The sequence below is a fragment of the Haemophilus sp. oral taxon 036 genome (assembly GCF_002998595.1).
Classification (GTDB): Bacteria; Pseudomonadota; Gammaproteobacteria; order Enterobacterales; family Pasteurellaceae; genus Haemophilus; species Haemophilus haemolyticus_K.
The window spans coordinates 1,114,576-1,140,844 of sequence record NZ_CP027235.1; the positions used below are offsets into that span (position 1 = coordinate 1,114,576).

26 protein-coding genes and 1 CRISPR repeat array are annotated in these 26,269 nt (G+C 41.7%); of the genes, 20 read left to right on the top strand and 6 right to left on the bottom strand.

All coding sequences use genetic code 11. The features are described from left to right. The first annotated feature begins 35 nt into the window (after nt 1-35). The 9 genes from cas5c to C3V42_RS05480 all read left to right on the top strand — a co-directional run bounded on the left by cas5c (nt 36) and on the right by C3V42_RS05480 (nt 8,849). Nucleotides 36-710 carry a type I-C CRISPR-associated protein Cas5c gene (gene cas5c / locus C3V42_RS05440; RefSeq protein ID WP_106013916.1) on the top strand — a complete coding sequence of 225 codons (675 nt, stop codon included), beginning with the start codon at nt 36-38 and terminating at the stop codon, nt 708-710. Further along, nucleotides 707-2,485 carry a type I-C CRISPR-associated protein Cas8c/Csd1 gene (gene cas8c / locus C3V42_RS05445; protein WP_106013917.1) on the top strand — a complete coding sequence of 593 codons (1,779 nt, stop codon included), beginning with the start codon at nt 707-709 and terminating at the stop codon, nt 2,483-2,485. Before cas5c ends, cas8c begins: the two co-directional genes overlap by 4 nt. An 11-nt stretch (nt 2,486-2,496) precedes the next feature. Further along, nucleotides 2,497-3,363: a type I-C CRISPR-associated protein Cas7/Csd2 gene (cas7c, locus tag C3V42_RS05450; protein WP_106013918.1), complete on the top strand. Its 867-nt coding sequence runs from the start codon at nt 2,497-2,499 to the stop codon at nt 3,361-3,363. Between the two features lie 14 nt (nt 3,364-3,377). Further along, the gene (gene cas4, locus C3V42_RS05455; protein WP_106014313.1) at nt 3,378-4,031 is read left to right on the top strand and encodes a CRISPR-associated protein Cas4; all 654 of its coding nucleotides are present in this window, start codon (nt 3,378-3,380) and stop codon (nt 4,029-4,031) included. Between the two features lie 11 nt (nt 4,032-4,042). Then, entirely contained in the window at nt 4,043-5,200 is a 1,158-nt protein-coding gene (locus C3V42_RS05460; RefSeq protein ID WP_106013919.1) for an HNH endonuclease, read from the top strand. A gap of 111 nt (nt 5,201-5,311) precedes the next feature. Next, nucleotides 5,312-6,325: a type I-C CRISPR-associated endonuclease Cas1c gene (gene cas1c / locus C3V42_RS05465; protein ID WP_106013920.1), complete on the top strand. Its 1,014-nt coding sequence runs from the start codon at nt 5,312-5,314 to the stop codon at nt 6,323-6,325. Between the two features lie 3 nt (nt 6,326-6,328). Beyond that, entirely contained in the window at nt 6,329-6,622 is a 294-nt protein-coding gene (gene cas2 / locus C3V42_RS05470; protein WP_106013921.1) for a CRISPR-associated endonuclease Cas2, read from the top strand. Between the two features lie 191 nt (nt 6,623-6,813). After that, nucleotides 6,814-8,381: a CRISPR direct-repeat array (repeat unit 32 nt; unit sequence GCAGCCGCCTCCGCGCGGCTGTGTGTTGAAAC). 50 nt (nt 8,382-8,431) lie between these two features. Next, a complete protein-coding gene (locus C3V42_RS05475; protein ID WP_164994223.1) occupies nt 8,432-8,581 on the top strand; it encodes a hypothetical protein in 150 nt (49 codons plus the stop codon). Nucleotides 8,582-8,588: 7 nt separating this feature from the next. Further along, nucleotides 8,589-8,849, top strand: coding sequence for a hypothetical protein (locus C3V42_RS05480; RefSeq protein WP_046943276.1), 261 nt, complete (start codon nt 8,589-8,591; stop codon nt 8,847-8,849). 446 nt (nt 8,850-9,295) lie between these two features. Here the strand turns inward: C3V42_RS05480 and ligA are convergent, their stop codons facing one another. Next, entirely contained in the window at nt 9,296-11,314 is a 2,019-nt protein-coding gene (gene ligA, locus C3V42_RS05485) for an NAD-dependent DNA ligase LigA (protein WP_106013923.1), read from the bottom strand. Between the two features lie 110 nt (nt 11,315-11,424). Next, the gene (gene zipA, locus C3V42_RS05490; protein ID WP_065249929.1) at nt 11,425-12,411 is read right to left on the bottom strand and encodes a cell division protein ZipA; all 987 of its coding nucleotides are present in this window, start codon (nt 12,409-12,411) and stop codon (nt 11,425-11,427) included. Nucleotides 12,412-12,563: 152 nt separating this feature from the next. On the opposite strand from zipA, the gene cysZ reads away from it, so the two are divergent. From cysZ to pnuC, 6 genes are all read left to right on the top strand, one after another. After that, the gene (gene cysZ / locus C3V42_RS05495) at nt 12,564-13,382 is read left to right on the top strand and encodes a sulfate transporter CysZ (protein ID WP_106013924.1); all 819 of its coding nucleotides are present in this window, start codon (nt 12,564-12,566) and stop codon (nt 13,380-13,382) included. A gap of 98 nt (nt 13,383-13,480) precedes the next feature. Then, nucleotides 13,481-14,431, top strand: coding sequence for a cysteine synthase A (gene cysK / locus C3V42_RS05500; protein ID WP_106013925.1), 951 nt, complete (start codon nt 13,481-13,483; stop codon nt 14,429-14,431). 154 nt (nt 14,432-14,585) lie between these two features. Then, nucleotides 14,586-15,359, top strand: coding sequence for an amino acid ABC transporter substrate-binding protein (locus C3V42_RS05505; RefSeq protein WP_106013926.1), 774 nt, complete (start codon nt 14,586-14,588; stop codon nt 15,357-15,359). Next, on the top strand, nt 15,343-16,059 hold the full coding sequence (locus C3V42_RS05510) for an amino acid ABC transporter permease (RefSeq protein ID WP_005633396.1): 717 nt from the start codon (nt 15,343-15,345) through the stop codon (nt 16,057-16,059). The genes C3V42_RS05505 and C3V42_RS05510 overlap by 17 nt, the downstream gene beginning before the upstream one ends. A gap of 9 nt (nt 16,060-16,068) precedes the next feature. Beyond that, the gene (locus tag C3V42_RS05515; protein ID WP_106013927.1) at nt 16,069-16,836 is read left to right on the top strand and encodes an amino acid ABC transporter ATP-binding protein; all 768 of its coding nucleotides are present in this window, start codon (nt 16,069-16,071) and stop codon (nt 16,834-16,836) included. Between the two features lie 151 nt (nt 16,837-16,987). After that, entirely contained in the window at nt 16,988-17,665 is a 678-nt protein-coding gene (gene pnuC, locus C3V42_RS05520; RefSeq protein WP_106013928.1) for a nicotinamide riboside transporter PnuC, read from the top strand. A gap of 69 nt (nt 17,666-17,734) precedes the next feature. Here the strand turns inward: pnuC and gorA are convergent, their stop codons facing one another. The 3 genes from gorA to ispB form a co-directional block, all read right to left on the bottom strand. Next, nucleotides 17,735-19,105 carry a glutathione-disulfide reductase gene (gorA, locus tag C3V42_RS05525; protein ID WP_106013929.1) on the bottom strand — a complete coding sequence of 457 codons (1,371 nt, stop codon included), beginning with the start codon at nt 19,103-19,105 and terminating at the stop codon, nt 17,735-17,737. A 156-nt stretch (nt 19,106-19,261) separates the two neighbouring features. Then, entirely contained in the window at nt 19,262-19,999 is a 738-nt protein-coding gene (locus tag C3V42_RS05530) for an epoxyqueuosine reductase QueH (protein ID WP_106013930.1), read from the bottom strand. Between the two features lie 50 nt (nt 20,000-20,049). Continuing rightward, entirely contained in the window at nt 20,050-21,039 is a 990-nt protein-coding gene (gene ispB / locus C3V42_RS05535) for an octaprenyl diphosphate synthase (protein ID WP_106013931.1), read from the bottom strand. Nucleotides 21,040-21,252: 213 nt separating this feature from the next. Here ispB and rplU point away from each other — a divergent pair, with 213 nt between their 5' ends. The 5 genes from rplU to C3V42_RS08745 all read left to right on the top strand — a co-directional run bounded on the left by rplU (nt 21,253) and on the right by C3V42_RS08745 (nt 24,211). Continuing rightward, entirely contained in the window at nt 21,253-21,564 is a 312-nt protein-coding gene (gene rplU, locus C3V42_RS05540) for a 50S ribosomal protein L21 (RefSeq protein ID WP_106013932.1), read from the top strand. A 20-nt stretch (nt 21,565-21,584) separates the two neighbouring features. After that, on the top strand, nt 21,585-21,842 hold the full coding sequence (gene rpmA / locus C3V42_RS05545) for a 50S ribosomal protein L27 (RefSeq protein WP_005626413.1): 258 nt from the start codon (nt 21,585-21,587) through the stop codon (nt 21,840-21,842). Between the two features lie 79 nt (nt 21,843-21,921). After that, complete coding sequence (locus tag C3V42_RS05550) at nt 21,922-22,842, top strand: DMT family transporter (RefSeq protein ID WP_106014315.1); 921 nt, start codon at nt 21,922-21,924, stop codon at nt 22,840-22,842. Between the two features lie 27 nt (nt 22,843-22,869). Continuing rightward, complete coding sequence (gene cgtA, locus C3V42_RS05555) at nt 22,870-24,039, top strand: Obg family GTPase CgtA (protein WP_106013933.1); 1,170 nt, start codon at nt 22,870-22,872, stop codon at nt 24,037-24,039. Between the two features lie 64 nt (nt 24,040-24,103). Beyond that, nucleotides 24,104-24,211: a hypothetical protein gene (locus tag C3V42_RS08745; protein ID WP_346426120.1), complete on the top strand. Its 108-nt coding sequence runs from the start codon at nt 24,104-24,106 to the stop codon at nt 24,209-24,211. A gap of 64 nt (nt 24,212-24,275) precedes the next feature. Here C3V42_RS08745 and typA read toward each other — a convergent pair whose 3' ends face one another. Further along, complete coding sequence (gene typA / locus C3V42_RS05565) at nt 24,276-26,126, bottom strand: translational GTPase TypA (protein WP_106013934.1); 1,851 nt, start codon at nt 26,124-26,126, stop codon at nt 24,276-24,278. Nucleotides 26,127-26,269: the final 143 nt, after the last annotated feature.

The following is a 26,269-nucleotide window of genomic DNA, read 5'->3' on the forward strand; positions in this document are numbered from 1 at the left end:
CTGAAACCGCACTTTCCAACCAAAAGGAGAACCAAATGAACCAAATCCGCCTACACGTTTGGGGCGATTATGCCTGTTTTACCCGTCCGGAGATGAAGGTGGAGCGGGTTTCTTATGATGTCATCACGCCGTCGGCGGCGCGCGGGATTTTGGCGGCGGTGCATTGGAAGCCGGCGATTCGCTGGGTGATAGACCGCATTTATGTGTTAAAGCCGATTCGGTTTGAGTCGGTGCGGCGCAATGAGTTGGGCGGCAAGATTTCAGCGGGTAAGGTCAGCGGCGCGATGAAGCGTAAAAGCGTTGCCGATTTATATACGCTGATTGAAGACGACCGCCAGCAACGCGCAGCGACGGTGCTTAAAGACGTGGCTTATGTGATTGAAGCCCATGCGGTGCTTACGGCAAAAGCAGGTGCGGGAGAGACCGTTACCAAACATATCGAGATGTTCAAACGCCGTGCGAAAAAGGGGCAATGCTTTCAGCAGCCTTGTTTGGGCGTGCGTGAATTCCCTGCCGATTTTGCGTTGATTGACGAGGGCGAGCCGCTGCCGCCGCCAGCGTTATTGGAAAGCGAGGCAAACCGCGATTTAGGCTGGATGCTGCACGATATTGATTTTGACCACGGCAACACGCCGCATTTTTTCCGCGCACAAATGAAAGATGGCGTGATTGATGTGCCGCCGTTTTACGCTGAGGAGGTGAAAGCATGATTCTTGCATCCCTTGCCCGCTATTACCGCCGTTTGGCAGCGGAAAATGATGACATGGGCAATCCGAAAGTGCCGCCTTATGGCTTTAGTGAGGAGAAAATCGGCTGGATTTTGGTGTTGGATAAAGAAGGTCGTCTGAAAACCGTTGTGCCGAATCTGACTGCCGATAAAAAGCCGCAGCCGAAGCTGATGAGCGTGCCGCGCCCTGAAAAACGCACATCGGGCATCAAGCCGAATTTTTTGTGGGATAAAACCGCCTACGCGCTTGGCGTGGAAGCCAATAAAAACAAAGCCGAAGCCAAAGAAAAACCGTTTACGCCGTCTGAAAAAAACTTTGACGCCTTTAAGCAATACCATCTCGATTTACTGCAAAACAGCGACGATGAAGGCTTGCAAGCCTTGTGCCGTTTTCTGCAAAACTGGCAGCCTGCACATTTTGCCGCCGCAAATCTGCCTGCCGAAATGCTGGATGCTAACATTGCATTTTCTCTTGAAAAACCGACCGCACTTATCCATAAACGCGAAGCCGCACAAACCTTGTGGGCAGGCTGCCTGAAAAGCGATGAGGCGCTTGAGGGCTTGTGCTTGATTAGTGGCGATACAGCCCCGATTGCGCGGCTGCATCCGGCGATTAAAGGCGTGTTTGGCGGACAAAGCTCCGGTGGCTCGATTATTTCGTTTAACAAAGAAGCCTTTGCCTCGTTCGGCAAGGAGCAAGGCGCAAATGCGCCTGTTTCCGAACAATCCGCCTTTGCCTACACCACCGCGCTGAATTATCTGTTGCGTCGCGAAAACAATCACTGCTTGACCATCGGCGATGCCAGCACGGTCTTTTGGGCGGAAGCGGATGATAACGCCACGGTGCAGGCTGCCGAAGGCTTTTTCGCGCACGTGTTCACGCCGCCGGATGACGAACAAGAAAGCACCAAAGTTTTCAACGTATTGGAACAAATCGGCAAAGGTCGCCCGCTGCAAGAAATTGCGCCCGAACTCTCTCCCAATACCCGTTTTTACATCTTAGGGCTTGCCCCTAATGCCGCGCGGATTTCTGTTCGGTTTTGGCTGGACACTGCATTTGGGCAGCTGGCGAAAAATTTGGCGCAGCATTGGCAAGATTTAGCCATCGAGCCTTGCGCATGGAAAACGCCACCATCTATTTGGCGACTCTTATTGCAAACCGCCGTATTGGGCAAAAGCGAAAACATCTCGCCCGTATTGGCAGGCGAAATGACCCGCGCCGTGATTTGCGGCACGCCGTATCCCTTAAGTTTGCTGTCGCAACTGATTACCCGAATTCGCGCCGACGGCGACGTGAACGGTCTGCGCGTAGCAATGATGAAAGCCGTATTAGAGCGGCGTTTTAGAAAAGGTTTTATCGAAGAAGGAGTTCCTATGAGTTTGAACAATGAAAGCCCGAATCGCGCCTATCTTTTAGGACGGCTGTTTGCCGTGTTGGAGCGCATTCAATATCAGGCGTTGGGCGAATTAAACGCCGGTATCGCCGACCGCTATTACGGCTCTGCATCTGCCGTGCCATTTTCCGTTTTTCCGCGTCTTTTGTCGGGTGCAAAACACCATTTGTCGCGTTTGCGTAAAGACAAAGCCGGCATGGCGGTGAATTTGGATAAAGATTTGGGCGAAATCATTGCCAAACTGCCCGAGATCTTTCCGCGCCATCTAAGCATTGACGAGCAAGGCCGCTTTGCCATCGGCTATTACCACCAAAAACAAAGCTATTTTGCTAAAAAAGAAACCGCTGAAATTATTGAAAACTAAGGAGCCAGAAAATGTCTGCCATTCAAAACCGCTATGAATTTGTTTACTTTTTTGATGTAACCAACGGCAACCCCAACGGCGATCCCGATGCTGGCAATATGCCGCGCCTCGATCCCGAATCCAGCAAAGGCTTGGTAACCGATGTCTGCCTGAAACGCAAAATCCGTAATTTTGTCGAAATCAGCAGCGAAAACGAAGCCGGTTACGAAATCTACGTCAAAGAAAAAAGCGTGTTAAACCTGCAAAACAAACGCGCGTATGAAGCACTTGGCATTGAATCTGAAGCCAAAAAACTGCCCAAAGACGAAGCCAAAGCCCGCGACATTACCGCTTGGATGTGTAAAAACTTCTTCGATATCCGTACCTTCGGCGCCGTGATGACCACCGAAGTCAACAGCGGACAAGTGCGCGGCCCGGTGCAACTGGCGTTCGCCCAATCCATCGACCCGATTGTGCCACTGGAAGTTTCCATCACCCGCATGGCGGTAACAAACGAAAAAGACTTGGAAAAAGAACGCACCATGGGGCGCAAATACATTGTCCCTTACGCGCTCTACCGCGTGCACGGCTTTATCTCCGCCAACCTTGCCGCCAAAACCGGTTTTTCAGACGACGACTTAGCCAAACTCTGGCAAGCACTGCAACTGATGTTTGAACACGACCGCTCCGCCGCCCGTGGCGAAATGGCAGCACGCAAACTGATTGTTTTCAAACACGACAGTGCACTCGGCAGCCAGCCTGCACATAAATTGTTTGACGCCGTGAAAGTCGAACGCGTAAACGGCGAATCAGGTACGCCGGCAAGCGGTTTTGGCGATTACAAAATCAGCGTGGTTTCAGACGGTCTCAATGACGTGAGTGTGGAAGAATATTTGTAAAAATGTCTGAAAAGATGACCGCTTGTATTGTAGAAGCAGAAAAGGAAAATCAGGACACGCGCCAGATTCCCCTTTCCGCCCTGCAACACTACGCCTTCTGCCCGCGCCAATGTGCGTTGATTCATAACGAGCAGGCGTGGGCGGAGAACTATCTGACTGCGCAGGGCAAGGCGTTGCATGAGCGGGTGGATTCGGGCGAGCCGGAAACGCGCAAGGGCGTGCGCTTTGAGCGAACGGTGCATGTGTCGGCGGAGAAACTGGGCATCAGCGGCGTGTTGGATTTGGTGGAAGTGGACACGAAAACAGGTCGTCTGAAACCCGTGGAATACAAACGCGGCAAGCCCAAACCCGATCCGATGGACGAAATCCAGCTTTGCGCCCAAGGTTTGTGCTTGGAAGAAATGACGGGGCAAATCGTCTCTGAGGGCGCGCTGTGGTATATGCAAACTCGCCACCGCGTCCCCGTCGTATTTTCATACGACCTGCGCGCCCAAACACTCGCCACCATCGCCGCCGTGCGCGAACTCCTAAACAGCGACCAAACCCCGCCACCCAACTACAGCAAACGCTGCAAAGCCTGCTCGTTGATGGATATTTGCCAGCCGGAGCTGTTGGGGAAGCGGGATAGGAGTGTAGGGTATGTGGCGGGGTTGTTTACCAATGATTAAAGGATATAAACATGAATTGCATATATTGTAGGGAAGAGAAACAAATTGATGAATTCAGCTTGGAGCATGTTGTCCCACAGTTTCTTGGTGGAAATTTTGTATCAGATAAATTTAAAATAAGAAATGTGTGTAAAAAATGCAATAACAATCTAGGACTTTTTGTTGATGCTGCATTTGAAAAAGATTGGTTGGTATTTAATCATTTAAAGGATCAGGCACACGCATTTTTTGATCCTGTTAAACCAACATCTCTTCCTTTACGCTATATAGGGTCTAACGTACTAAATCCACCACATATGACAGATGGAGAAATATGTGAGTATTGGCTAGGACCACTAGGCGAGCAAATCTTTTGGATTAGACCGAATGATGAAAAATTATATTGGTATGCAGGAGGAAATCCACGTACAGTTAAAAAACAGAAAACAAGAGCATATTTTATTTTTGCGGAACGCTCTTTAAAAAATCTTAATTTAGCATTATTGTCATTTAAAGATGCTTTTGAGGGTAAACCTGTCAGAAAAATTATGTGTACTGCTTGTCAAGACGAAGAAAGTATCTTACCCAGAATAGGCTTTTCAAATCCTGATAACATAGATAAAGAAAGAATAAAATTCTTTTTAGAAAGTGTAAGAGGTAGAAAAGAACAGCATTGTCAGTACCCTAAAAACATATTTGCTGAAAATCGATTTCTTGCCAAATTAGCATTAGGTATTTTACATTGTTTATTTAATAAGAGTAAATTTTCTAGTGAGTACATGGAGGAACTTTATAAGGGATTGTGGTATAGAACGGGAGATAATAGCCCTAAAATTCACGGTTCAGGGGCATTTCACGAAGGTAAGGATTTGAAAACGTTATTAGGTGTTCCGTATGGTACAACTATATCTATTTTAAAGAATAATAATCTAATAATTATGAATTTAAATATTAGTATGGAACTGAATTATTCTATTCAATGTGGAGAAATTGAAGAGTTAGATAGTCAAGAGGCAGAAATATTTGATCAAGGCGGATTATGTATTGTTATTTATAAACCTTTACAACGTTTCATTGAGTTGGGACTGTATGAATTTATAGCACATAAAAGTGGAGATTATATTAATGATGACTTATCTGAGATTGAAAGTATGCTCCACAATAATGAGGATTATTTTAAGAATTTATAACTGAGAGTTGGTTAGGTTATGGAGTTCTTCTTAACCCAACATACCGTCTTCAAGTAGTCTGTATGCGCCGTTATCCCCAAAAGTACGGTCAAACCCCAAGGAGTTTCCCCCATGCGCAAACTGCAAAACACGCTCTATATCACCACCCAAGGCAGCTATCTGCATAAGGAGCGGGAGACGCTGGTGGTGGAGCAGGAGCGTAAGAAAGTGGCGCAACTGCCGGTGCATTCCATCGGGCATATTTTTTGTTTTGGGAATGTGCTGGTGTCGCCGTTTTTGCTGGGGTTTTGCGGCGAAAATAATGTGAATTTGGCGTTCTTTACCGAGAACGGACGTTTCTTGGGGCGGCTTCAGGGGCGGCAGAGCGGCAATGTGCTGCTGCGTCGGGCGCAGTATCGGGTGTCGGAGCAAAATCCCGTGCCGATTGCGCTCAATATCATTGCGGCGAAGATTCAGGCGAGTAAGCGGGTGCTTCAGCGGCAGATTCGCAATTACGGCGAGAATGCGGTGATTCAAAGTGCGGTTGATTCTTTAAATATTTCGCTGCGGCAGTTGAAGGGCGCGGCGGAGCTGGACGTGGTGCGCGGCATTGAAGGCGATGCGGCGGCGCGTTATTTCGGCGTATTCGGGCAGCTTTTGAGCGAAAAAAGCGGTTTTACTTTTGACGGGCGCAACCGCCGTCCGCCCAGGGACAGGGTAAATGCGCTGTTGTCGTTTGTGTACAGCATTCTGGGCAAGGACATCAGCGGCGCGCTGCAAGGCGTGGGACTGGACCCACAGGTAGGTTTTCTACACGCCGACCGACCGGGTCGCGACAGTTTGGCGCAGGATATTTTGGAAGAATTCCGCGCGTGGTGGGCAGACAGGCTGGTGTTGTCGCTGATTAACCGCGGGCAAATCAAACCGCAGGATTTTGTTACGGAAGCAAGCGGCGCGGTAAGCTTGAAAGCCGATGCGCGTAAGCTCTTGTTCCAAGCCTTGCAGGCGAAAAAACAGGAGAAAATCGTTCATCCGTTTTTAGGCGAAGAAATGGAAATTGGACTACTACCGTATATTCAGGCGATGCTGCTGGCGCGACACTTGCGTGGGGATTTGGCGGAATATCCACCGTTTTTGATGAGATAAACCATGTTAATGTTGATTACTTATGATATTTCTTTTGACGATCCAAACGGGCAAGCGCGATTGCGCCGCATAGCAAAACATTGCTTAGATTACGGTGTGCGGGCGCAATATTCAGTATTTGAATGTGATGTCACTCCTGACCAGTGGGTTGTGTTGAAAAACAAACTGTTGGAAACCTACGACCCGACATGTGACAGTCTGCGTTTTTATCATTTAGGCAGCAAATGGCGTAATAAAGTGGAACATCATGGAGCAAAACCGGCAGTGGATGTATTTAAAGACGTGCTTATCATTTAGTTCGCTAACCTGTTGTTCTCATTAAAACTCTGATAGGATAGCGATCTTCGTTTTCTTTAACAATTTGGATGAATTAATCTATTTGTATAACGATAATGTAGTCGTTATACTGACTAAACTCCTTATCATAAAATCCGTTAGCGAAATACGGTGTTTAATCTGCTGATTTTTCTTGCTTTTTTATGTAGGGAGCAGCCGCCTCCGCGCGGCTGTGTGTTGAAACACGTTTAAACTCCGCAATCAACTCCTCTAGCACAAGCAGCCGCCTCCGCGCGGCTGTGTGTTGAAACACGAGAATTATTACAACGTTTAGGTAGCTTGCCAACGCAGCCGCCTCCGCGCGGCTGTGTGTTGAAACCGTGGAAACACGCCCTTTTGGCGTATATAAATGATCGCAGCCGCCTCCGCGCGGCTGTGTGTTGAAACATCCGCAGTAATTACACCGCCTAATTCATCGGGGAAGCAGCCGCCTCCGCGCGGCTGTGTGTTGAAACTCTTACGCAACGAGCAAGTGCGGTCAAATTGCCAGCAGCCGCCTCCGCGCGGCTGTGTGTTGAAACGGTTAGTTAAAGGTGATGGGAGATTTATTCGAAGAGGGCAGCCGCCTCCGCGCGGCTGTGTGTTGAAACCTTATGTGTTGTGGTGACAATAAGGGCTTGAGCCGCAGCCGCCTCCGCGCGGCTGTGTGTTGAAACACCCAAAAGGAAATAGAAAATTCCCGCTTGTGTTGCAGCCGCCTCCGCGCGGCTGTGTGTTGAAACAACACCTCCGAAAAAGAGGTCGGTGTTGGCACCCGCAGCCGCCTCCGCGCGGCTGTGTGTTGAAACAATTACTCGATAAGCCGATTAAAAGTATTTCAAATGCAGCCGCCTCCGCGCGGCTGTGTGTTGAAACAGTACGAGCACTAGTCTCTGATGATATAGCTCGACTGCAGCCGCCTCCGCGCGGCTGTGTGTTGAAACCGCAAACATTTAACGGTATTAGCAGGTTTTTACGAAGCAGCCGCCTCCGCGCGGCTGTGTGTTGAAACTCATCATTCGCCCTTCGGCGCATTTTGAATAGACAGCAGCCGCCTCCGCGCGGCTGTGTGTTGAAACTGAAGCTTGGTACTCTGATATTAGATTTACCAACGCAGCCGCCTCCGCGCGGCTGTGTGTTGAAACAATCGATTACAAAGTAAAGTTTGTGTTTTGTTGTGCAGCCGCCTCCGCGCGGCTGTGTGTTGAAACGCCTTGGATTGAGCCAGTTTTACCATCGCCACCCGGCAGCCGCCTCCGCGCGGCTGTGTGTTGAAACAGTTACTTAATGCCAATATCGTTAATGGCGCACAGCAGCCGCCTCCGCGCGGCTGTGTGTTGAAACCCATTCTGTTTTATCTGCCGCCCAATGGTTAAAAGCAGCCGCCTCCGCGCGGCTGTGTGTTGAAACAATTTTAAAGTACAGTGGGGGATGCCATTAGACTTGCAGCCGCCTCCGCGCGGCTGTGTGTTGAAACAATGGCGTGAAGAAAATGGAGATTGGCAGCCAAGCAGCCGCCTCCGCGCGGCTGTGTGTTGAAACTATTGCTTGCGCAGTGGATGATGGAGAGGTTGTTGCAGCCGCCTCCGCGCGGCTGTGTGTTGAAACCTAAAATGCTTTTTGCTGTGGCTGGATCAATCCATGCAGCCGCCTCCGCGCGGCTGTGTGTTGAAACTAAAAAATTCAGACCAGACAAACGCAAATAAAGCGCAGCCGCCTCCGCGCGGCTGTGTGTTGAAACAAATGAAATCCGCAAAAGACTCAAAAGAAGCTCAAGACTTAGGTAATGCAATGAATACACAAATCGCATTATTGCAAACGGATAAAATTGCTATGGATTTAGCATTAAGTACTGAGCAGTACAACCGTACGCAAGCTGAAAAGCAAAGGGAAGATGAAATTAAAAAAATCAACTCTAACTTTAAATATGAAATCAAGTAGGTAAATTATGGAAAATTTAATTAGATTATCTTTATTGGCTTTATTCTCTATTACTCTCTTTGCTTGTAATGAAGAAAGTAAGGAAATGACGGTTTATGATTATCTTGTGAATAAACCTTTGCTAGATAGTGATATGCAGAATTGTATTAGTGGAAAAGAAAATAATGTGCATAAGTGTGATATAGTAAAATCTGCTTACAACAAATATAACTTCTTTGAAAAAGGTCTTTATTCAGAAAAAGACTTAAAAGAATTAGGCAAAAAATAACTAATAAAAAGGGAATTGTATGGGTGTTTTTACTTATGTAGATAATGCTGTGTCTACTGTATTAAGCAGCCGCCTTCGGGCGGCTGTGTATTGAAACACTGCAGTGCTTATGTCATTTGTATTGCTACGCCGCAGCCGCCTTCGCGCAGCTGCGTGTTGAAACATCATCAGCGGAATAGTTGGTTTAATCACTTTGAGCAGTCGCCTTCGCGCGGCTGTGTGTTGAAACTTCTTCAGCCTTCGCTTCTTCCGTTGTACGTTGGTAGCCACCTTCGGGTGGCTGTGTGTTGAAACTAGCTGAAACTCAAACTCTCCTTATCGCCAACATCGCAGCCGCCTCCGTGCAACTGTGTATTTAAGTGAGGATAAATTAACATCTAAATACAAAAGAGCGGTCAAAAATATGATGATTCTTGGCCGCTCTTGTTTATAGGATTTAAATCCTACTAATTTAAAACATTAATCTGCTCTAAAAATTCTTCTTCTGTTAATACTGTAATATTTAGTTCCTGCGCTTTGGCGAGTTTAGAGCCAGCTGCGTCACCTGCGATCACAAAGTCCGTTTTGCTGGAAACTGAGCCACTTACTTTTGCGCCTAGCTGTTGTAGTAATGCTTTTGCTTCGTTGCGACCCATTTGAGTGAGAGTGCCGGTGAGGACGACGGTTTTATCTTTGAATAAGTTTTCACTGGCTTCTTTTACTTCCACAGTTTCCCAATGTACGCCTTGTGCGATTAAATCATCAACGACGGCAACATTATGCGCTTCACGCCAGAATACAAAAATTCTGTTTGCTACAACTTCACCTACATCAGGCACTTTTTGAAGCTCTTCAAGATCAGCGGCTTTAAGCGCATCTAAAGTTTTGAAGTGATTCGCAAGATTTAATGCAGTGGCCTCACCTACTTCACGAATGCCTAAAGCAAAAATAAAGCGAGCAAGAGTCGTGCTTTTGGCTTTCTCAAGACTATTGAGAGCATTTTCTGCAGATTTTGTGCCCATTCTTTCTAAGCGTGTGAGCGTAGTTAAATCAAGTTTAAATAAGTCCGCAGGTGTATGAATCAATTCTCTATCGACTAATTGTTCTATTAATTTTCCGCCTATACCATCAATATCCATTGCTTTACGAGACACGAAATGTTTTAAAGCCTCTTTGCGTTGTGCCGCACAGAATAATCCTCCTGTACAGCGTGCTACTGATTCGCCTTCAATACGAATAATTTGAGAGTCGCACACAGGGCAATTTGTCGGGAAAATAATTGCTTTAGCATTATCAGGGCGACGTTCATGTAACACACCGATAATTTGTGGAATTACATCGCCTGCTCGACGAATGACAACAGTATCGCCAATAGCAATATTTAAGCGTTCAATTTCATCACCATTGTGTAAGGTGGCATTGCTTACTGTAACACCTGCAACAAATACGGGTTCTAATTTAGCGACTGGTGTGATTGCACCCGTTCGGCCAACTTGGAATTCAACATCATTCAACACCGTTAATTCTTCTTGGGCTGGGAACTTATAAGCAATTGCCCAACGAGGTGCTTTAGAAATAAATCCTAACTCATTTTGTAAGGCTATATCATTGATTTTTAATACTGTTCCATCAATGTCATAACCCAGCGAGCTTCGTTTATTTTGAATATCTCGGTAAAAATCTAAAACTTCATTCGTACCATTACATAAACGAATTTCTGGATTCACTGGAATACCGATAGATTTTAGCCATTGCAAACGAGCATAATGAGTACTTGGTAGTTCAACGCCTTCAGCAATTCCAATACCATAAGCATTTAATACCAATGGGCGTTTACTTGTAATATTAGGATCAAGTTGACGCAAAGAGCCTGCTGCAGCATTACGAGGGTTAGCAAAGGTTTTTTCACCATGTTCTAGCGCATATTCATTTAAACGCTCAAAGCCTGCGTGTGGCATAAAAACTTCGCCTCGTACTTCTAAACGAGCTGGAGGATTGTCTGTTAGAAGTTGTAATGGAATATTACGAATAGTACGGATATTGGCTGTAATATCTTCGCCTGTTGTGCCATCGCCACGAGTAGCTGCTTGGGTGAGAACGCCATTTATATACAAAATACTCACTGCTAAACCATCAAGTTTAGGTTCACAACAGAAGGTAAGCGGTTTAGGTAATACGATTAAACGATCTTCAATGCGTTTTACAAAGGCATAGAATTCCTCATCAGAAAAAGCATTATCCAAAGAGAGCATGGGAATTTCATGACGAATTTGGCTAAACCCAGAAAGTGGTTTTGCCCCAACACGTTGAGTTGGGGAATCTGAAGTAAGAAATTCTGGATGTTCTAGTTCTAACGCTTTTAGTTGATGAAAGAGACGATCATATTCGCTATCAGGTACTGTTGGATTATCTAGAACGTGATATTCGTATTCATATTGACGCAAGGTTTTGCGTAGATTGTCTATTTGAGTTTGAATATTTGTCATAAAATTCTCGGGGAAACATGACCGCACTTTTTGTGTGTTTAGAGTGAAAATAGACAGGCATAAAGCCTGTCTCAATAAAGATAAAAGTGCGGTAAATTTAAGGTATGAATTTACACGCGAGCAAGATATGTTTGCTCTGCATTTTCATCAAAGATTTCTTGTTCTTCAGTAAGCACAATGCCTTGTAAATCTTCAGCTAATGTATGCGCTGCGCGAATCATCATTCGTAAATTAGCGAGATTATTACCTGGTGATGGTAGTTGCATAAAGAATACAATTCCCATGGTGCTAAAATCTACTAAGTTGTAAGCATCAAATGTTCCAGGCTGTTCTAAATTTGCCACGCTAAATAGAACTGGACTTGCCACACTTAAATCTAAGTGGCGGTGATACATTTCATCCTCACCCAAGATAAAGCCTAAGTTTTCAAGTGCTTGTACTAATTTCGCACCATTGAATTGGTCACTAGATTTTGGAATAAGATAAAGTTGAATATAACCACTTGTTTGTTTAGGTTTAGCTGTCTTTTCTGATTTTGGTTCATTAAAAGATACGTTGTAGTCCACTTGACGTTCTTCGTGAGCTAATTCTGCAAGTTGCGCTCTTAATTCTGGTGATGACGAATTAATTCCATCGAAACTAGCATTTTGGCTTTGTTCTTCAATTTGTTCCAATGTCATATTCGCAACGCTATTTGATGTCGGCATATCATATTGTGGTTGAGTCGGCTTTAACGGCTCAGAACGATGATTTCCCATATCATAAACAGGTTGAACATTTGGAATTGAAATCTTAATGTCATCGACACTTTTTTCACTTTGTCTATAATCAACAGGTTCTTGAGCCACTGCAGCATTAGGCATGACTTGATGACGAATTGGTGCATTTGCTTGCACTGTAGTTGCACGAGACAAATTAGCATTTGTTGGTTGCGTATCTTCTTGCGTATGGGATCTTTGCACATGAGAAGTGCGGTCAAATTTATTGGCTTTATCAAAATATTTTGATTTCTCACGACGATTTGACCATAATCCGTGCACGATTAAGGCAACAAGTGCCAAAATGCCCACAATAATCAAAATTGTATTTAAATCCATCTTTATTCCTTACGCGTGCTAGTCCTGCGAGAATACTATTAATGGCGCTAATCCTACCATATTTCAGTAGGTGAAAAAATACTTCAATGCGTGGAATTTTAGGGGAAAAGAGCGGTCTGTTTTAGGCGTATTTTTATTGAAAGGAAAGAAAAATGTTGAATCCTAATGAATTAAAATCGGGTTTCCATTATTTTGTAATGGGCTGGCATTACATCACACAAAAAGGTTTGCGTCGGTTTGTTATTATTCCAATTTTGCTCAATACCGTTTTACTTTGTGGTTTGTTTTGGCTTTTTATTAGCCAAATCACTGGCGCTATTGATTGGGTGATGAATTTTATTCCAGACTGGCTTAGTTTTCTCAGTGTAATTTTGTTAACCCTGTCGATTTTAACTATTTTATTGCTCTTTTATTTTACCTTCACCACACTTTCTGGTTTTATTGCCGCACCTTTTAATGGTTTGTTGGCAGAAAAAGTAGAAAAAATGCTGACAGGTGAAAATATTAATGATGATAGTCTCGTGGATGTAATGAGAGATGTGCCTCGTATGCTTACTCGAGAGTGGCAAAAATTACGTTATAACCTACCAAAAATTATCGCCTTGTTTTTACTGAGTTTTATTCCTTTGGTTGGGCAAACCATCGTACCAGTACTAACTTTCTTGTTCACTTGTTGGATGATGGCCATTCAATACTGTGATTATCCTTTTGATAATCATAAAGTTTCTTTTGATATCATGAAAAATGCGCTTGGCAATCAACGAACTCAAAGTTTAACTTTTGGTGGATTAGTAACTTGTTGCACATTTGTACCTGTGATTAATTTATTAATCATGCCTGTTGCAGTATGTGGTGCGACTGTGATGTGGGTGGAAAATTATCGTAATGACTTACGTTTTAATATGAATAGCGATTCTTCATCTCAAACAGGGTTTGAGGTTCATTCACAAAATACAGGGATTGTTAAATAGCTTACGGTTATAAAATAGATCAAATAACTATTTTTTTAATCTAAAGTGCGGTGCTATAAATAAACTAACATTAACAAAGCCTAACAAAGGGAAATATTATGACAATTTATGCAGATAACTCTTATTCTATCGGAAATACGCCACTTGTGCGTTTAAAACACTTTGGTCACAATGGCAATGTGGTGGTGAAAATTGAGGGGCGTAACCCAAGCTACAGCGTAAAATGCCGTATTGGAGCGAATATGGTATGGCAAGCAGAAAAAGATGGTACGCTCACGAAAGGAAAAGAGATTGTAGATGCAACGAGCGGTAACACTGGTATTGCTTTGGCTTATGTTGCAGCAGCTAGAGGTTATAAAATCACGCTCACCATGCCGGAAACAATGAGTCTTGAAAGAAAACGCTTATTGCGCGGATTGGGTGTGAATTTGGTGCTTACTGAAGGCACAAAAGGAATGAAAGGCGCGATTGCGAAAGCAGAAGAAATTGTTGCTTCTGATCCAAACCGCTATGTCATGCTTAAACAATTTGAGAATCCAGCCAATCCACAAATTCATCAAGAAACCACTGGTCCTGAAATTTGGGAAGATACGGATGGTAAAGTCGATGTTGTTGTTGCTGGCGTAGGAACAGGCGGTACGATTACGGGTATTTCTCGCGCGATTAAATTAGATTTTGGTAAACAAATCACTTCTGTTGCGGTTGAGCCAGTGGAATCTCCCGTCATTACTCAAACTTTAGCGGGCGAAGAAGCAAAACCAGGTCCACATAAAATTCAAGGAATCGGTGCTGGTTTTATTCCAAAAAATTTAGATTTATCTATTATTGATCGTGTAGAGACCGTTGATAGTGATACTGCACTTGCCACAGCTCGTCGCTTAATGGCGGAAGAAGGCATTCTTGCAGGTATTTCATCTGGTGCAGCTGTCGCGGCTGCAGATCGCATTGCTAAATTACCAGAATTTAAAGATAAATTAGTTGTGGCTATTTTACCTTCGGCATCAGAACGTTATTTAAGTACCGCATTATTTGAGGGAATTGAGGGATAGGTTATATTACGGGTAAAGTGCGGTAAAATTTTGCTGCACTTTTAATGTTTTTCTTATAACTAAAAAATCTAACTCATTACATAATCGTCTTGTTTTTCTATTAATTAGACTTTTATAATCAAGCTAATTCAAACACTATATAAGGAATACAATTATGAAAAAACTATTTTTTACAACCGCACTTTTGGCTGCGGGTTTGACATTTTCCACACTTTCAAACGCAGGTGAAATTTCAGAACGCGTTGAGAAAACAAAGACATTGCTCGTAGGGACAGAAGGGACTTATGCGCCATTTACTTTCCATGATAAAAGTGGAAAATTAACAGGCTTTGATGTAGAGGTTATTCGTAAAGTGGCTGAAAAGCTCGGTTTGAAAGTAGAATTTAAAGAAACACAATGGGATGCAATGTATGCAGGGTTAAATGCAAAACGTTTTGATGTGATTGCAAACCAAACTAACCCAAGCCCAGAGCGTTTAAAAAAATACAGTTTCACAACGCCTTATAATTATTCTGGTGGGGTGATTGTAACAAAATCATCGGATAACAGCATTAAATCATTTGAAGATTTGAAAGGGCGTAAATCTGCGCAATCTGCAACAAGTAACTGGGGGAAAGATGCAAAAGCTGCAGGCGCGCAGATTCTTGTAGTAGATGGTTTAGCACAGAGCTTAGAGCTCATTAAACAGGGGCGTGCAGAAGCAACAATTAATGATAAATTGGCGGTATTAGATTATTTTAAACAACATCCAAATGCTGGTTTAAAAATTGCTTATGATCGTGGGGATAAAATTCCAACAGCCTTTGCTTTTTTACAAGGTGAAGATGCATTGATTTCAAAATTTAATCAAGCACTTGAAGCGCTTCGCCAAGATGGTACATTAAAACAGATTTCAATTGAATGGTTTGGTGATGATATTACTCAATAATTGGTTGGCGAGTCTTCCATTTATGAGCGCAGAACGAGCTGATTATGTAATCAGCTCGTTTTGGCCTATGTTGGAAGCAGCAATTTTATACACATTGCCATTGGCAGTCATTTCCTTCTTCTGTGGTTTGCTTATTGCAGTGATTGTTGCGGTTATTCGTACTTTGCCTAGCCCTAATTTACCCTTAAAATTGTTACAGGCTTTATGTCGAGTGTATATCTCTATAATTCGAGGTACACCGATGTTAGTACAAATTTTTATTATTTTTTATGGATTACCTGAAGTTGGTATTACTTTAGAGCCCTTCCCAACAGCCATTATTGCATTTTCTATTAATATTGGTGCTTATGCAGCAGAGACAGTTCGAGCTTCAATTATTGCTATACCTAAAGGGCAGTGGGAAGCCTCTTATGCGATAGGTATGAATTATCGACAAGCATTTATTCGTACAATTATGCCACAGGCTTTACGTATTTCAGTACCATCGCTTTCTAATACTTTTATTAGTACAGTGAAAGATACTTCATTAGCTTCTCTTGTTTTAGTGACAGAATTATTCCGTGTGGCACAGAATATTACGGCAGCAAACTATGAATTTATTTTAATTTATAGTGAGGCAGCTTTGATTTATTGGATTTTCTGTTTTGTTTTATCTTTCTTACAAGATCGTCTTGAAATTCGCTTATCTCGCCATTTATAAGGAATGTTTATGTTAAAAGTAACCGATATTCAAAAAAACTTTAATGGCAATGATGTATTAAAAGGCATTGATTTTGAGATAAATAAAGGTGAAGTTGTCGCTATTTTAGGTCCCTCAGGCTCAGGGAAAACGACATTTTTGCGTTGCCTAAATTTGTTAGAGCGCCCAGAGAAAGGTAAGTTAGTTTTTACTGATGGTGATTTGAAAATTGATTTTAGTCGAAAAATTACGAAATCGGATGAATTAAGTTTACGCCGTCGTTCATCAATGGTATTTCAACAATATAATTTATTTCCTCATCGTACAGCACTTGAGAATGTAATGGAAGGGATGCTGGTGGTTCAAAAACAACCGAAAGAGCAGGCTCGAAAAAAAGCATTAATGTTGTTAGAGAAGGTTGGGTTAAGAGCTAAAGCAGATTTATTTCCATCACAACTTTCTGGTGGGCAGCAACAACGAGTTGGTATTGCTCGTGCCTTGGCGGTACAACCAGATTTAATTTTATTAGATGAACCTACATCTGCGTTGGATCCTGAATTAGTAGGCGAGGTATTGCAAACCCTTAAAATGCTTGCACAGGAAGGATGGACTATGATTATTGTTACTCATGAAATGCAGTTTGCGAAAGATGTTGCAGATCGTGTGATTTTGATGGCGGATGGGCATATTGTAGAACAAAATACAGCAGATAAATTCTTTACTTGCCCAAAACAAGAACGCACTCGACAATTTTTAATGCAAGCTAAAATGCCTTTAGACTTAGATTACTGTATTTAACTTTCTTATTACTTTTAAAAGAGAGTGACTACTCGTTTTTATTGGATAAAATTTGGTGTACAAATAACGTTTAGAATAATCTGATAGAATGTTTTACATAAAAAGAATAATTGTGTAAAAATGCCGACCTGAAAACTTAAAAGGAGTAAAAATGACTTTAATTGAACGTCTTAAGCAAGAGTTTATTACTGGCTGGAAGCCTTTTGAAGTAATATGGCTTGCGCTTTTCATCATCGCGCAGATTTTGGCTTATGTACAAGCGCCAGATTCTTGGTTAGCAATGATTTCTGGTATTTCCGGTATTTTGTGTGTGGTATTGGTAAGTAAAGGTAAAATTAGTAATTATTTCTTTGGATTAATTTTTGCTTACACTTATTTTTATGTCGCTTGGGGATCAAATTTCTTAGGCGAAATGAATACCGTACTCTATGTATATTTGCCTTCTCAATTTATTGGTTACTTCATGTGGAAAGCTAATATGCAAAATAGTGATGGTGGAGAAAGTGTGATTGCAAAAGCGTTAACTGTTAAAGGGTGGATGACATTAATTGTTGTGACTACGGTTGGTACTTTGCTTTTTGTTCAAGCATTACAAGCAGCTGGTGGTAGTTCAACAGGTTTAGATGGTCTAACCACAATTATTACAGTTGCTGCACAGATTTTAATGATTTTGCGTTATCGTGAACAGTGGTTGTTATGGATTGCTTTAAATATCCTTTCTATTTTCTTATGGGCAGAAACTCCAGCCATGTACTTAATGTACTCAGCCTACTTACTTAACTCGTTGTATGGTTATTATAACTGGACGAAATTGGTTAAACGTAGCTAAACACACTTAAGCAAAATTAGAAACAAAAAAGAGCGGTAATTTACCGCTCTTTTTTCTTTGCTTTGAAGATTAACGCATGGTCACGAATTCTTCTGAACCCGTTGGGTGAATAGCCACGGTGTTATCAAAATCAGCTTTTGTTGCGCCCATTTTGATTGCTACGGCAAATCCCTGAATCATTTCATCTACACCGAAACCAATACCATGTAAACCCACAACTTTTTCATCTTTACCCACACAAACTAATTTCATTTTGCACGGTTGGCGATGTTGCGTTACCGCAGTGTACATTGCAGTGAAAGAGGATTTATATACCTTAACATTTTCAGCACCATATTGTTCGATAGCTTGAGGTTCAGTTAAACCTACAGTGCCGATTGGTGGATGGCTGAATACAACGGTTGGAACTAAATTGTAATCTAAATGTTCAGTCGGTTTATTATTGAATAAACGCTCAGAAAGGCGACGACCTGCTGCAACTGCAACTGGTGTTAATTCAATGCCGTTTTCGATAATATCGCCTACTGCATAAATGCCTTTCACATTAGTATTTTGATATTTATCTACTTTGACATAGCCGTGTTCATTTGTTTCTACACCTGCATTTTCTAAGCCAATTTTATCAGTCGCAGGAACACGACCAGCAGCCCAAATAACACAGTCCACAGTAATATCAGATTGACCATCACATTTTACTGTAAGAGATCCATCTGCATTTTTAACAATTTCTGATGGTGTGGAATTGGTATGTAATTGAATTCCATCTTGCGCAAGCACTTCCACTAATGTTTCTACGATTAATGGATCTTGATTACGCATTGGCGCATGACGACGTACTAATAAATGCGTTTCCACACCTAGGCTGTTTAATACACCAGAAAGCTCAACGGCAATATAGCCAGCCCCAATAACAGCAGCGCGTTTTGGTAATTCGGTTAATGCAAAGAAACCATCTGAATCAATGCCGTATTCCTGTCCTTTAATGTTTGGACGATATGGGCGACCACCGGTTGCGATTAAAATATGATCTGCGGTTACTTGTTCTTTTGTACCATCAGCAAGTGCTACTTCAATAGTATGAGCATCGACAAATTTTCCGAAACCGTTAATTACATCAATGTTATTTTTTGCTAATACATTGTTATAAGATGTATGAATACGACCAATATAGGCTTGGCGACTTTCAATCAGTTTTGAAAAATCAAATTTTTTCACTTCAACATCAAAACCATAATCTGGCGCATAATTGTTAATTGCTTCTGCAATGTGTGCACCATAAAACATTACTTTTTTAGGTACGCAACCTACATTTACACAAGTGCCGCCAAGATGCTTGGTTTCAATGATTGCGCATTTTTTTCCATAGCTTGCAGCACGATTTAGAGAAGCAATACCGCCACTGCCACCGCCAATAGCGATGTAATCATAATGTTTAGTCATAGTTTGATCCTTTTTTGAACTCAAAAATTTTCCGTATTTTGCCTAATTTTTATGAAGAATGCTATAAATTGATGTAATTGGTCTTTTTAAATGTCTATCAATCTTAATTTTAAAAGAAAATAAGGCTGAAAATATCAGCCTTATTAAAGAGAGAGCTTAATCTGGCGTATAATAAAGTTTACCAATTTCAATTTTTTGACGCCCCGTCTCTTCACGCCATTTATTACTATCACGTAAAGAATACACACAACCGCAATATTCCTGTTGATAAAACCGCTCCCGTTTACTAATCTCAATCATGCGTTGCGAGCCACCTTCTTTTCGCCAGTTATAATCCCAATAAATAACATCATCATATTTTTCTGCAGCGCGATGCCCACAGTCATTTATTTGATTCATATCCTTCCAACGAGAAATACCCAAGCAACTAGTAAATACAGGGAAACCATGTTCATGAGCATATTCAGCAGCTTTTTCAAAGCGCATATCAAAACACATAGTACAACGAATTCCCCTCTCAGGCTCCCATTCCATTCCTTTGGCACGATCAAACCAATTTTGACGATCGTAATCTGCATCAATAAATGGAATACCAAATTTTTTAGCAAAACGAATATTTTCTTCTTTACGAATTAAATATTCTTTGAGTGGATGAATGTTTGGATTGTAAAAATAAATCGTAAATTCAATACCAGATGCAAGGATTGCTTCCATCACTTCACCCGAGCAAGGCGCACAGCATGAATGTAAAAGGAGTTTATTATGTCCATCTGGCAACTCTAGTTTTTCACGAATAAAAGGTGCATTAGGATCTTTACGTACCTTTTGTTTACGAGTTTTACCTTGAAAATTAACCGCACTTTGCTCAGGTTTAGATTGAAGTTCTGTATTCATAAAGTTTAATTAAAATTAATGGGTACCAAGTATATAAGCTAAATTAAGAGCTAATAATTTCTATCCACAGACAAATAAGCCAAAGAAATCAACGCTTTCTTATAATCACTGTCTGGCAACATTGCAATTGCATCTACTGCCTTTTGAGCTTCTTCTTTTGCACGATTCATCGTGTAATCTAAAGACTTATGCTCAGCCATAATGGCTAATACTTCATCAATAGCTTCACGTTTACCGCCTTGCTCAATCGCTTCGCGAATTAATGCAGCCTGTTGAGCATTACCATGACGCATAGCGTGTAGCAGAGGAAGGGTTGGTTTTCCTTCAGCTAAATCATCACCTACATTTTTACCTAGAGCTTGCGCATTTGCACTATAATCCAATACATCATCCACGAGCTGAAATGCAGTTCCAAGATAACGCCCATAGTCTTGTAAAGCCTTTTCTTGATCTTCTGTTCCACCTGCGACAATTGCAGCAGCCTGACCAGCCACTTCAAACAAACGGGCAGTTTTGCTATAAATTACACGCATATAATTAGCTTCGCTCGTTTCAGGATCATTAACATTCATTAGCTGCTGAACTTCACCTTCCGCTAAAACGTTAGTCGCATCGGCCATAATTCCCAAAATCTTCAATGACTCTAATTGTGCAACTAATTGAAATGCACGCGTATAAATAAAGTCTCCTACCAGTACACTGGCAGCATTTCCAAATTCTGAATTCGCCGTAGCGCGCCCACGACGCATATCGGACTCATCCACCACATCATCATGTAGTAAAGAAGCAGTATGAATAAATTCAACAAAAGTAGCACAAGTAATTGAATTAGAGCCTTCGAATCCTAAAGATCGAGCTGCAAGAACTGCGATCAATGGACGGATCCGCTTACCACCGCCTTGAACAATATAAAAACCTAACTGTCCTATTAACGGAACATCTGAATTAAGCTGAGCAAGAATATTTTGATTAACTTTTTGCATATCGGGATCGGCAAGCTTCTGGATCTCGTCTATGCTCATAAGATCTTGTTTCTTCATTTTTTCATCAATTATTAGTCAAAAGTGCGGTGCATTTTACCTGAATTTTCAGACTTTCTGAAATCAATCCGCAAATGAAGGGAATTTTTTTATTTTATTGTAAATAAATTCTTGCCATAGGTAAGATTTTTCCGTAGAATTTACGACCTATTTATATGAATTTTTAAGTGTGGACTGCTAAAGAGCAGGGAAACACAATTAAGCGGAGTATTTATGTACGCAGTTTTCCAAAGTGGCGGTAAACAACACCGTGTGAGCGAAGGTCAAGTTGTTCGTTTAGAAAAACTTGAACTTGCAACTGGTGCAACAGTTGAGTTCGATTCTGTGTTGATGGTCGTTAATGGTGAAGATGTTAAAATCGGTGCACCAGTAGTTGCTGGCGCAAAAGTAGTGGCTGAAGTAGTTGCACAAGATCGTGGCGAGAAAGTTAAAATCGTTAAATTCCGTCGTCGCAAACACAGCCGTAAACAACAAGGTCATCGTCAGTGGTTCACAGAAGTGAAAATCACTGGGATTCAAGCATAATTTCAGAGGAGATCAAGTAGATGGCAACTAAAAAAGCTGGTGGTTCAACTCGTAACGGTCGCGATTCTGAAGCTAAACGCCTTGGTGTTAAACGTTTCGGTGGCGAATCTGTATTAGCAGGTAGCATCATTGTTCGTCAACGTGGTACTAAGTTCCACGCGGGTAGCAACGTAGGTATGGGTAAAGACCACACCTTATTCGCAACTGCAGATGGTAAAGTTAAATTTGAAGTAAAAGGCGAGAAAAGCCGTAAATACGTAAGTATTGTTACTGAATAATTTAAAATCTATTCGATTCAAACGCCCTACAATTTTGTGGGGCGTTTTGTCTTTTTTAATTTCACATAAGCGAGCAGCAATGAAACAACAACCTTTATTAGGCTTTACCTTTGCGCTTATTACCGCTATGGCTTGGGGATCCTTACCTATCGCTCTCAAACAAGCTTTATCTGTAATGAATGCGCAAACTATCGTATGGTATCGTTTTATTGTAGCCGCAATCTCATTATTAGTCCTACTTGCTTATAAAAAGAAATTACCTGAATTAATGAAAGTCGGCCAATATGCTTGGCTTGCTCTTATTGGGGTAATTGGTCTTACCGGCAATTTTCTATTATTTAGTAGTTCGCTGAATTATATTGAGCCTTCAGTTGCACAAATTTTTATTCATTTATCCTCTTTTGGAATGCTCATCTGTGGTGTACTGATCTTCAAAGAAAAATTGGGGCTGCACCAAAAGATTGGGCTTTTCTTATTGTTAATTGGTTTAGGATTATTCTTTAATAATCGTTTTGATGTTTTTGCCGGACTAAATCAGTATTCAACAGGAGTCATCTTAAGCGTAGCAGGCTCTCTTATTTGGGTCGCTTATGGAATGGCGCAAAAATTAATGTTGCGTAAGTTTAATTCACAACAAATCTTGCTAATGATGTATTTAGGTTGTGCCATAGCCTTTATGCCGATGGCTGAATTCTCGCAAGTACAAGAACTCACACCTTTAGCTCTGATTTGTTTTATTTACTGCTGTTTAAATACCTTAATTGGATACGGCTCTTATGCGGAGGCACTTAATCGTTGGGATGTATCAAAAGTCAGTGTTGTTATCACACTTGTACCTCTTTTCACAATCCTATTTTCTCATATTGCCCATTATTTTAGCCCATCAGATTTTGCAGCACCAGAATTGAATAATATTAGCTATATTGGCGCATTTGTTGTAGTATGCGGGGCAATTTTATCCGCGATTGGACATAAATTATTACCGCATAAAACTCATTAAAGTGCGGTTTATTTTGGAGAACTTTTAATGAAATTTATTGATGAATCCCTTATTCGAATTGAGGCTGGGGATGGTGGCAACGGTTGTGTAAGTTTCCGTCGAGAGAAATTTATTCCTAAAGGCGGCCCTGATGGTGGCGACGGTGGTGATGGTGGCGATGTATATTTACAAGCGGATGAAAACCTTAATACCTTAATCGATTATCGCTTTAATAAACGCTTTGCCGCAGAGCGTGGAGAGAATGGACGGAGTTCAGATTGTACAGGACGTCGCGGTAAAGATATTATTTTACCTGTTCCCGTAGGAACTCGCGCTATTGATAACGACACTAAAGAAACCTTGGGAGATTTAACCCAACACGGTCAAAAAATGTTGGTAGCCAAAGGTGGTTATCACGGTTTAGGGAATACCCGTTTCAAATCATCGGTAAACCGTGCACCGCGTCAAAAAACAATGGGAACACCGGGCGAAAAACGAGATTTATTATTGGAATTAATGCTACTTGCTGATGTGGGAATGCTCGGTTTACCTAATGCTGGTAAATCCACTTTTATTCGTGCCGTTTCAGCAGCCAAACCAAAAGTTGCAGATTATCCATTTACTACCTTAGTGCCAAGTCTCGGGGTTGTGAAAGTGGACGACTCACACAGTTTCGTAGTCGCCGATATTCCAGGATTAATTGAGGGCGCAGCAGATGGTGCAGGGCTAGGAATTCGCTTTTTAAAACATCTAGAACGTTGTAGAGTGCTTATTCATTTAGTCGATATTGCTCCAATTGATGGTTCTAATCCTGCAGATAATGTTGCTATTATTGAATCTGAACTTTTCCAATACAGTGAAAAATTATCAGAAAAACCACGTTGGTTAGTATTCAATAAAATTGATACGATGAACGATGAAGAAGCTGAAGAGCAGGCTCGAGAAATTACTGAACAATTGGGTTGGGAAGAAGATTATTACCTAATTTCAGCTGCAACAGGGAAAAATGTTCCACCACTTTGTCGTGATATTATGGACTTTATCATAGCGAATCCACGCGAAGCTGAAATACAACAAGTTGCACCTGAAGAAGTAAAATTCAAATGGGAAGATTATCATCAAGAACAACTAGCTGAGCATCAATTTGATGATGAAGATTGGGATGATGATTGGACCGAAGAAGATGATGAAGGCATAGAGTTTATCTATAAACCTTAATAAAATAGCGGTTCTAGTAGTTCATAAGCTATATGTTTCTAAATACTTAAAAGAGCTTTGTGATATAGGTGTTTTGAGTGAGATATCTTTGGGAAGAGATAAATTATTTATTCATCCTAAATTGATGTCGTTACTACGAGGTGAAAATAACGAATTTACACCTCATATATAATTTTCATAAAACTTTATGATGGATTTAGGAAAATAAAAATGGGATCTTAATGATCCCATTTTTGTTAGTGAGTACTCGTGCTGGTTGTCGTACGGTTTGCACGTTTACGATCGTTTTCCGTTAAGAGTTTTTTACGGATACGGATCGATTCAGGTGTCACTTCCACTAACTCGTCATCATCGATAAACTCGATGGCTTGTTCAAGTGTAAATTTCACCGGTGTGGTTAAGACGATTGCATCATCTTTACCTGATGCACGCATGTTAGTGAGTTTTTTACCTTGTAAACAGTTAACGGTTAAGTCGTTTGTACGGCTGTGAATACCGATAATTTGACCCTCGTAAACTTCTACGTTGGCTTCGATCATTAATTTACCACGCTCTTGTAAACTAAATAGCGCATAAGCAAGTGCTTTACCTGTTGCGTTAGAAATTAATACACCGTTTTTACGTTGGCCGATTTCACCAGGTTTGATGTCATCGTAGTGATCGAAACTAGAGTAAAGCAAACCGGTACCTGACGTCATAGTCATAAATTCACCACGGAAACCGATCAAGCCACGGCTTGGGATGATGTATTCTAAACGAACACGGCCTTTTCCATCTGGCATCATATCGCGAACTTCACCTTTACGAATACCTAATGCTTCCATGACAGAACCTTGATGTTGTTCTTCTACGTCGATAGTCACTTGTTCGTAAGGCTCTTGTTTTCTACCGTCGATTTGACGATAGATTACTTTAGGACGAGAAACTGCAAGCTCATAACCTTCACGACGCATATTTTCAATTAATACAGAAAGGTGTAATTCACCACGACCAGAAACACGGAATTCATCTGGGTTTGGTGTTTCTTCTACGCGTAATGCCACGTTGTGAACTAATTCTTTGTTTAAACGTTCAAGAATTTGGCGAGAAGTCACATATTTACCTTCTTGACCTGCAAAAGGTGAAGTATTTACACAGAAGAACATGGTTACAGTTGGTTCATCAACAGTTAATGAAGGTAAGGCTTCAACGGCATTGATATCACAAATAGTATCCGAGATATTTAATTCACCTAAACCGGTAATGGCAATGATGTCTCCTGCGTAAGCAATATCTTCTTCATAACGTTGTAAACCAAGGTGACCTAATACTTGCCCCACACGGCCTTGACGAGTTTTACCTTCGCCATCAATGATAGTCACCGGTTGATTTGGTTTGATTGCACCACGTTTGATACGACCGATACCGATAACACCCACATAGCTGTTATAGTCTAATTGGGAAATTTGCATTTGGAATGGTGCATCTAATTCCACTTTTGGTGGTTCTACGTGTTGAACGATCGCTTCAAATAACGGCGTCATATCTTCCGCTAATTCTTCGTGTTCAAGTCCTGCGACACCATTTAATGCAGATGCATAGATAATAGGGAAGTCTAATTGTTCATCCGTTGCGCCAAGGTTAACGAATAAATCGAAGACTTGATCCACCACCCAATCAGGACGTGCACCTGGGCGGTCAACTTTGTTGATAACTACGATTGGTTTTAAACCGTGAGCAAAGGCTTTTTGGGTTACGAAACGCGTTTGTGGCATTGGACCGTCAAACGCATCTACCACTAAAAGTACAGAGTCCACCATAGAAAGCACACGTTCTACTTCACCACCGAAGTCGGCGTGTCCCGGGGTGTCTACGATGTTAATGCGATAACCATTCCAGTTAATTGCGGTATTTTTTGCAAGAATGGTAATACCACGTTCTTTTTCAAGATCGTTTGAGTCCATTACGCGTTCATCAACATCACCACGAGTGGATTCAAATGTACCAGATTGTTGAAGAAGTTTGTCAACGAGGGTGGTTTTACCATGGTCAACGTGAGCGATAATTGCGATATTGCGCAATTTGTTAATATCAATGTCGTTTTTCATTTATTACTTTCTTAAAGTTTAAGTTTTATAGGATGGAATTTTTATACCACCGAATAGTCCAAGTAGTTTAAATTGGTGAGTAGAACTCACCCTACAAGAGAATGTTGAAATGGCAAAAATTATACACGATATTTCGTTACTCT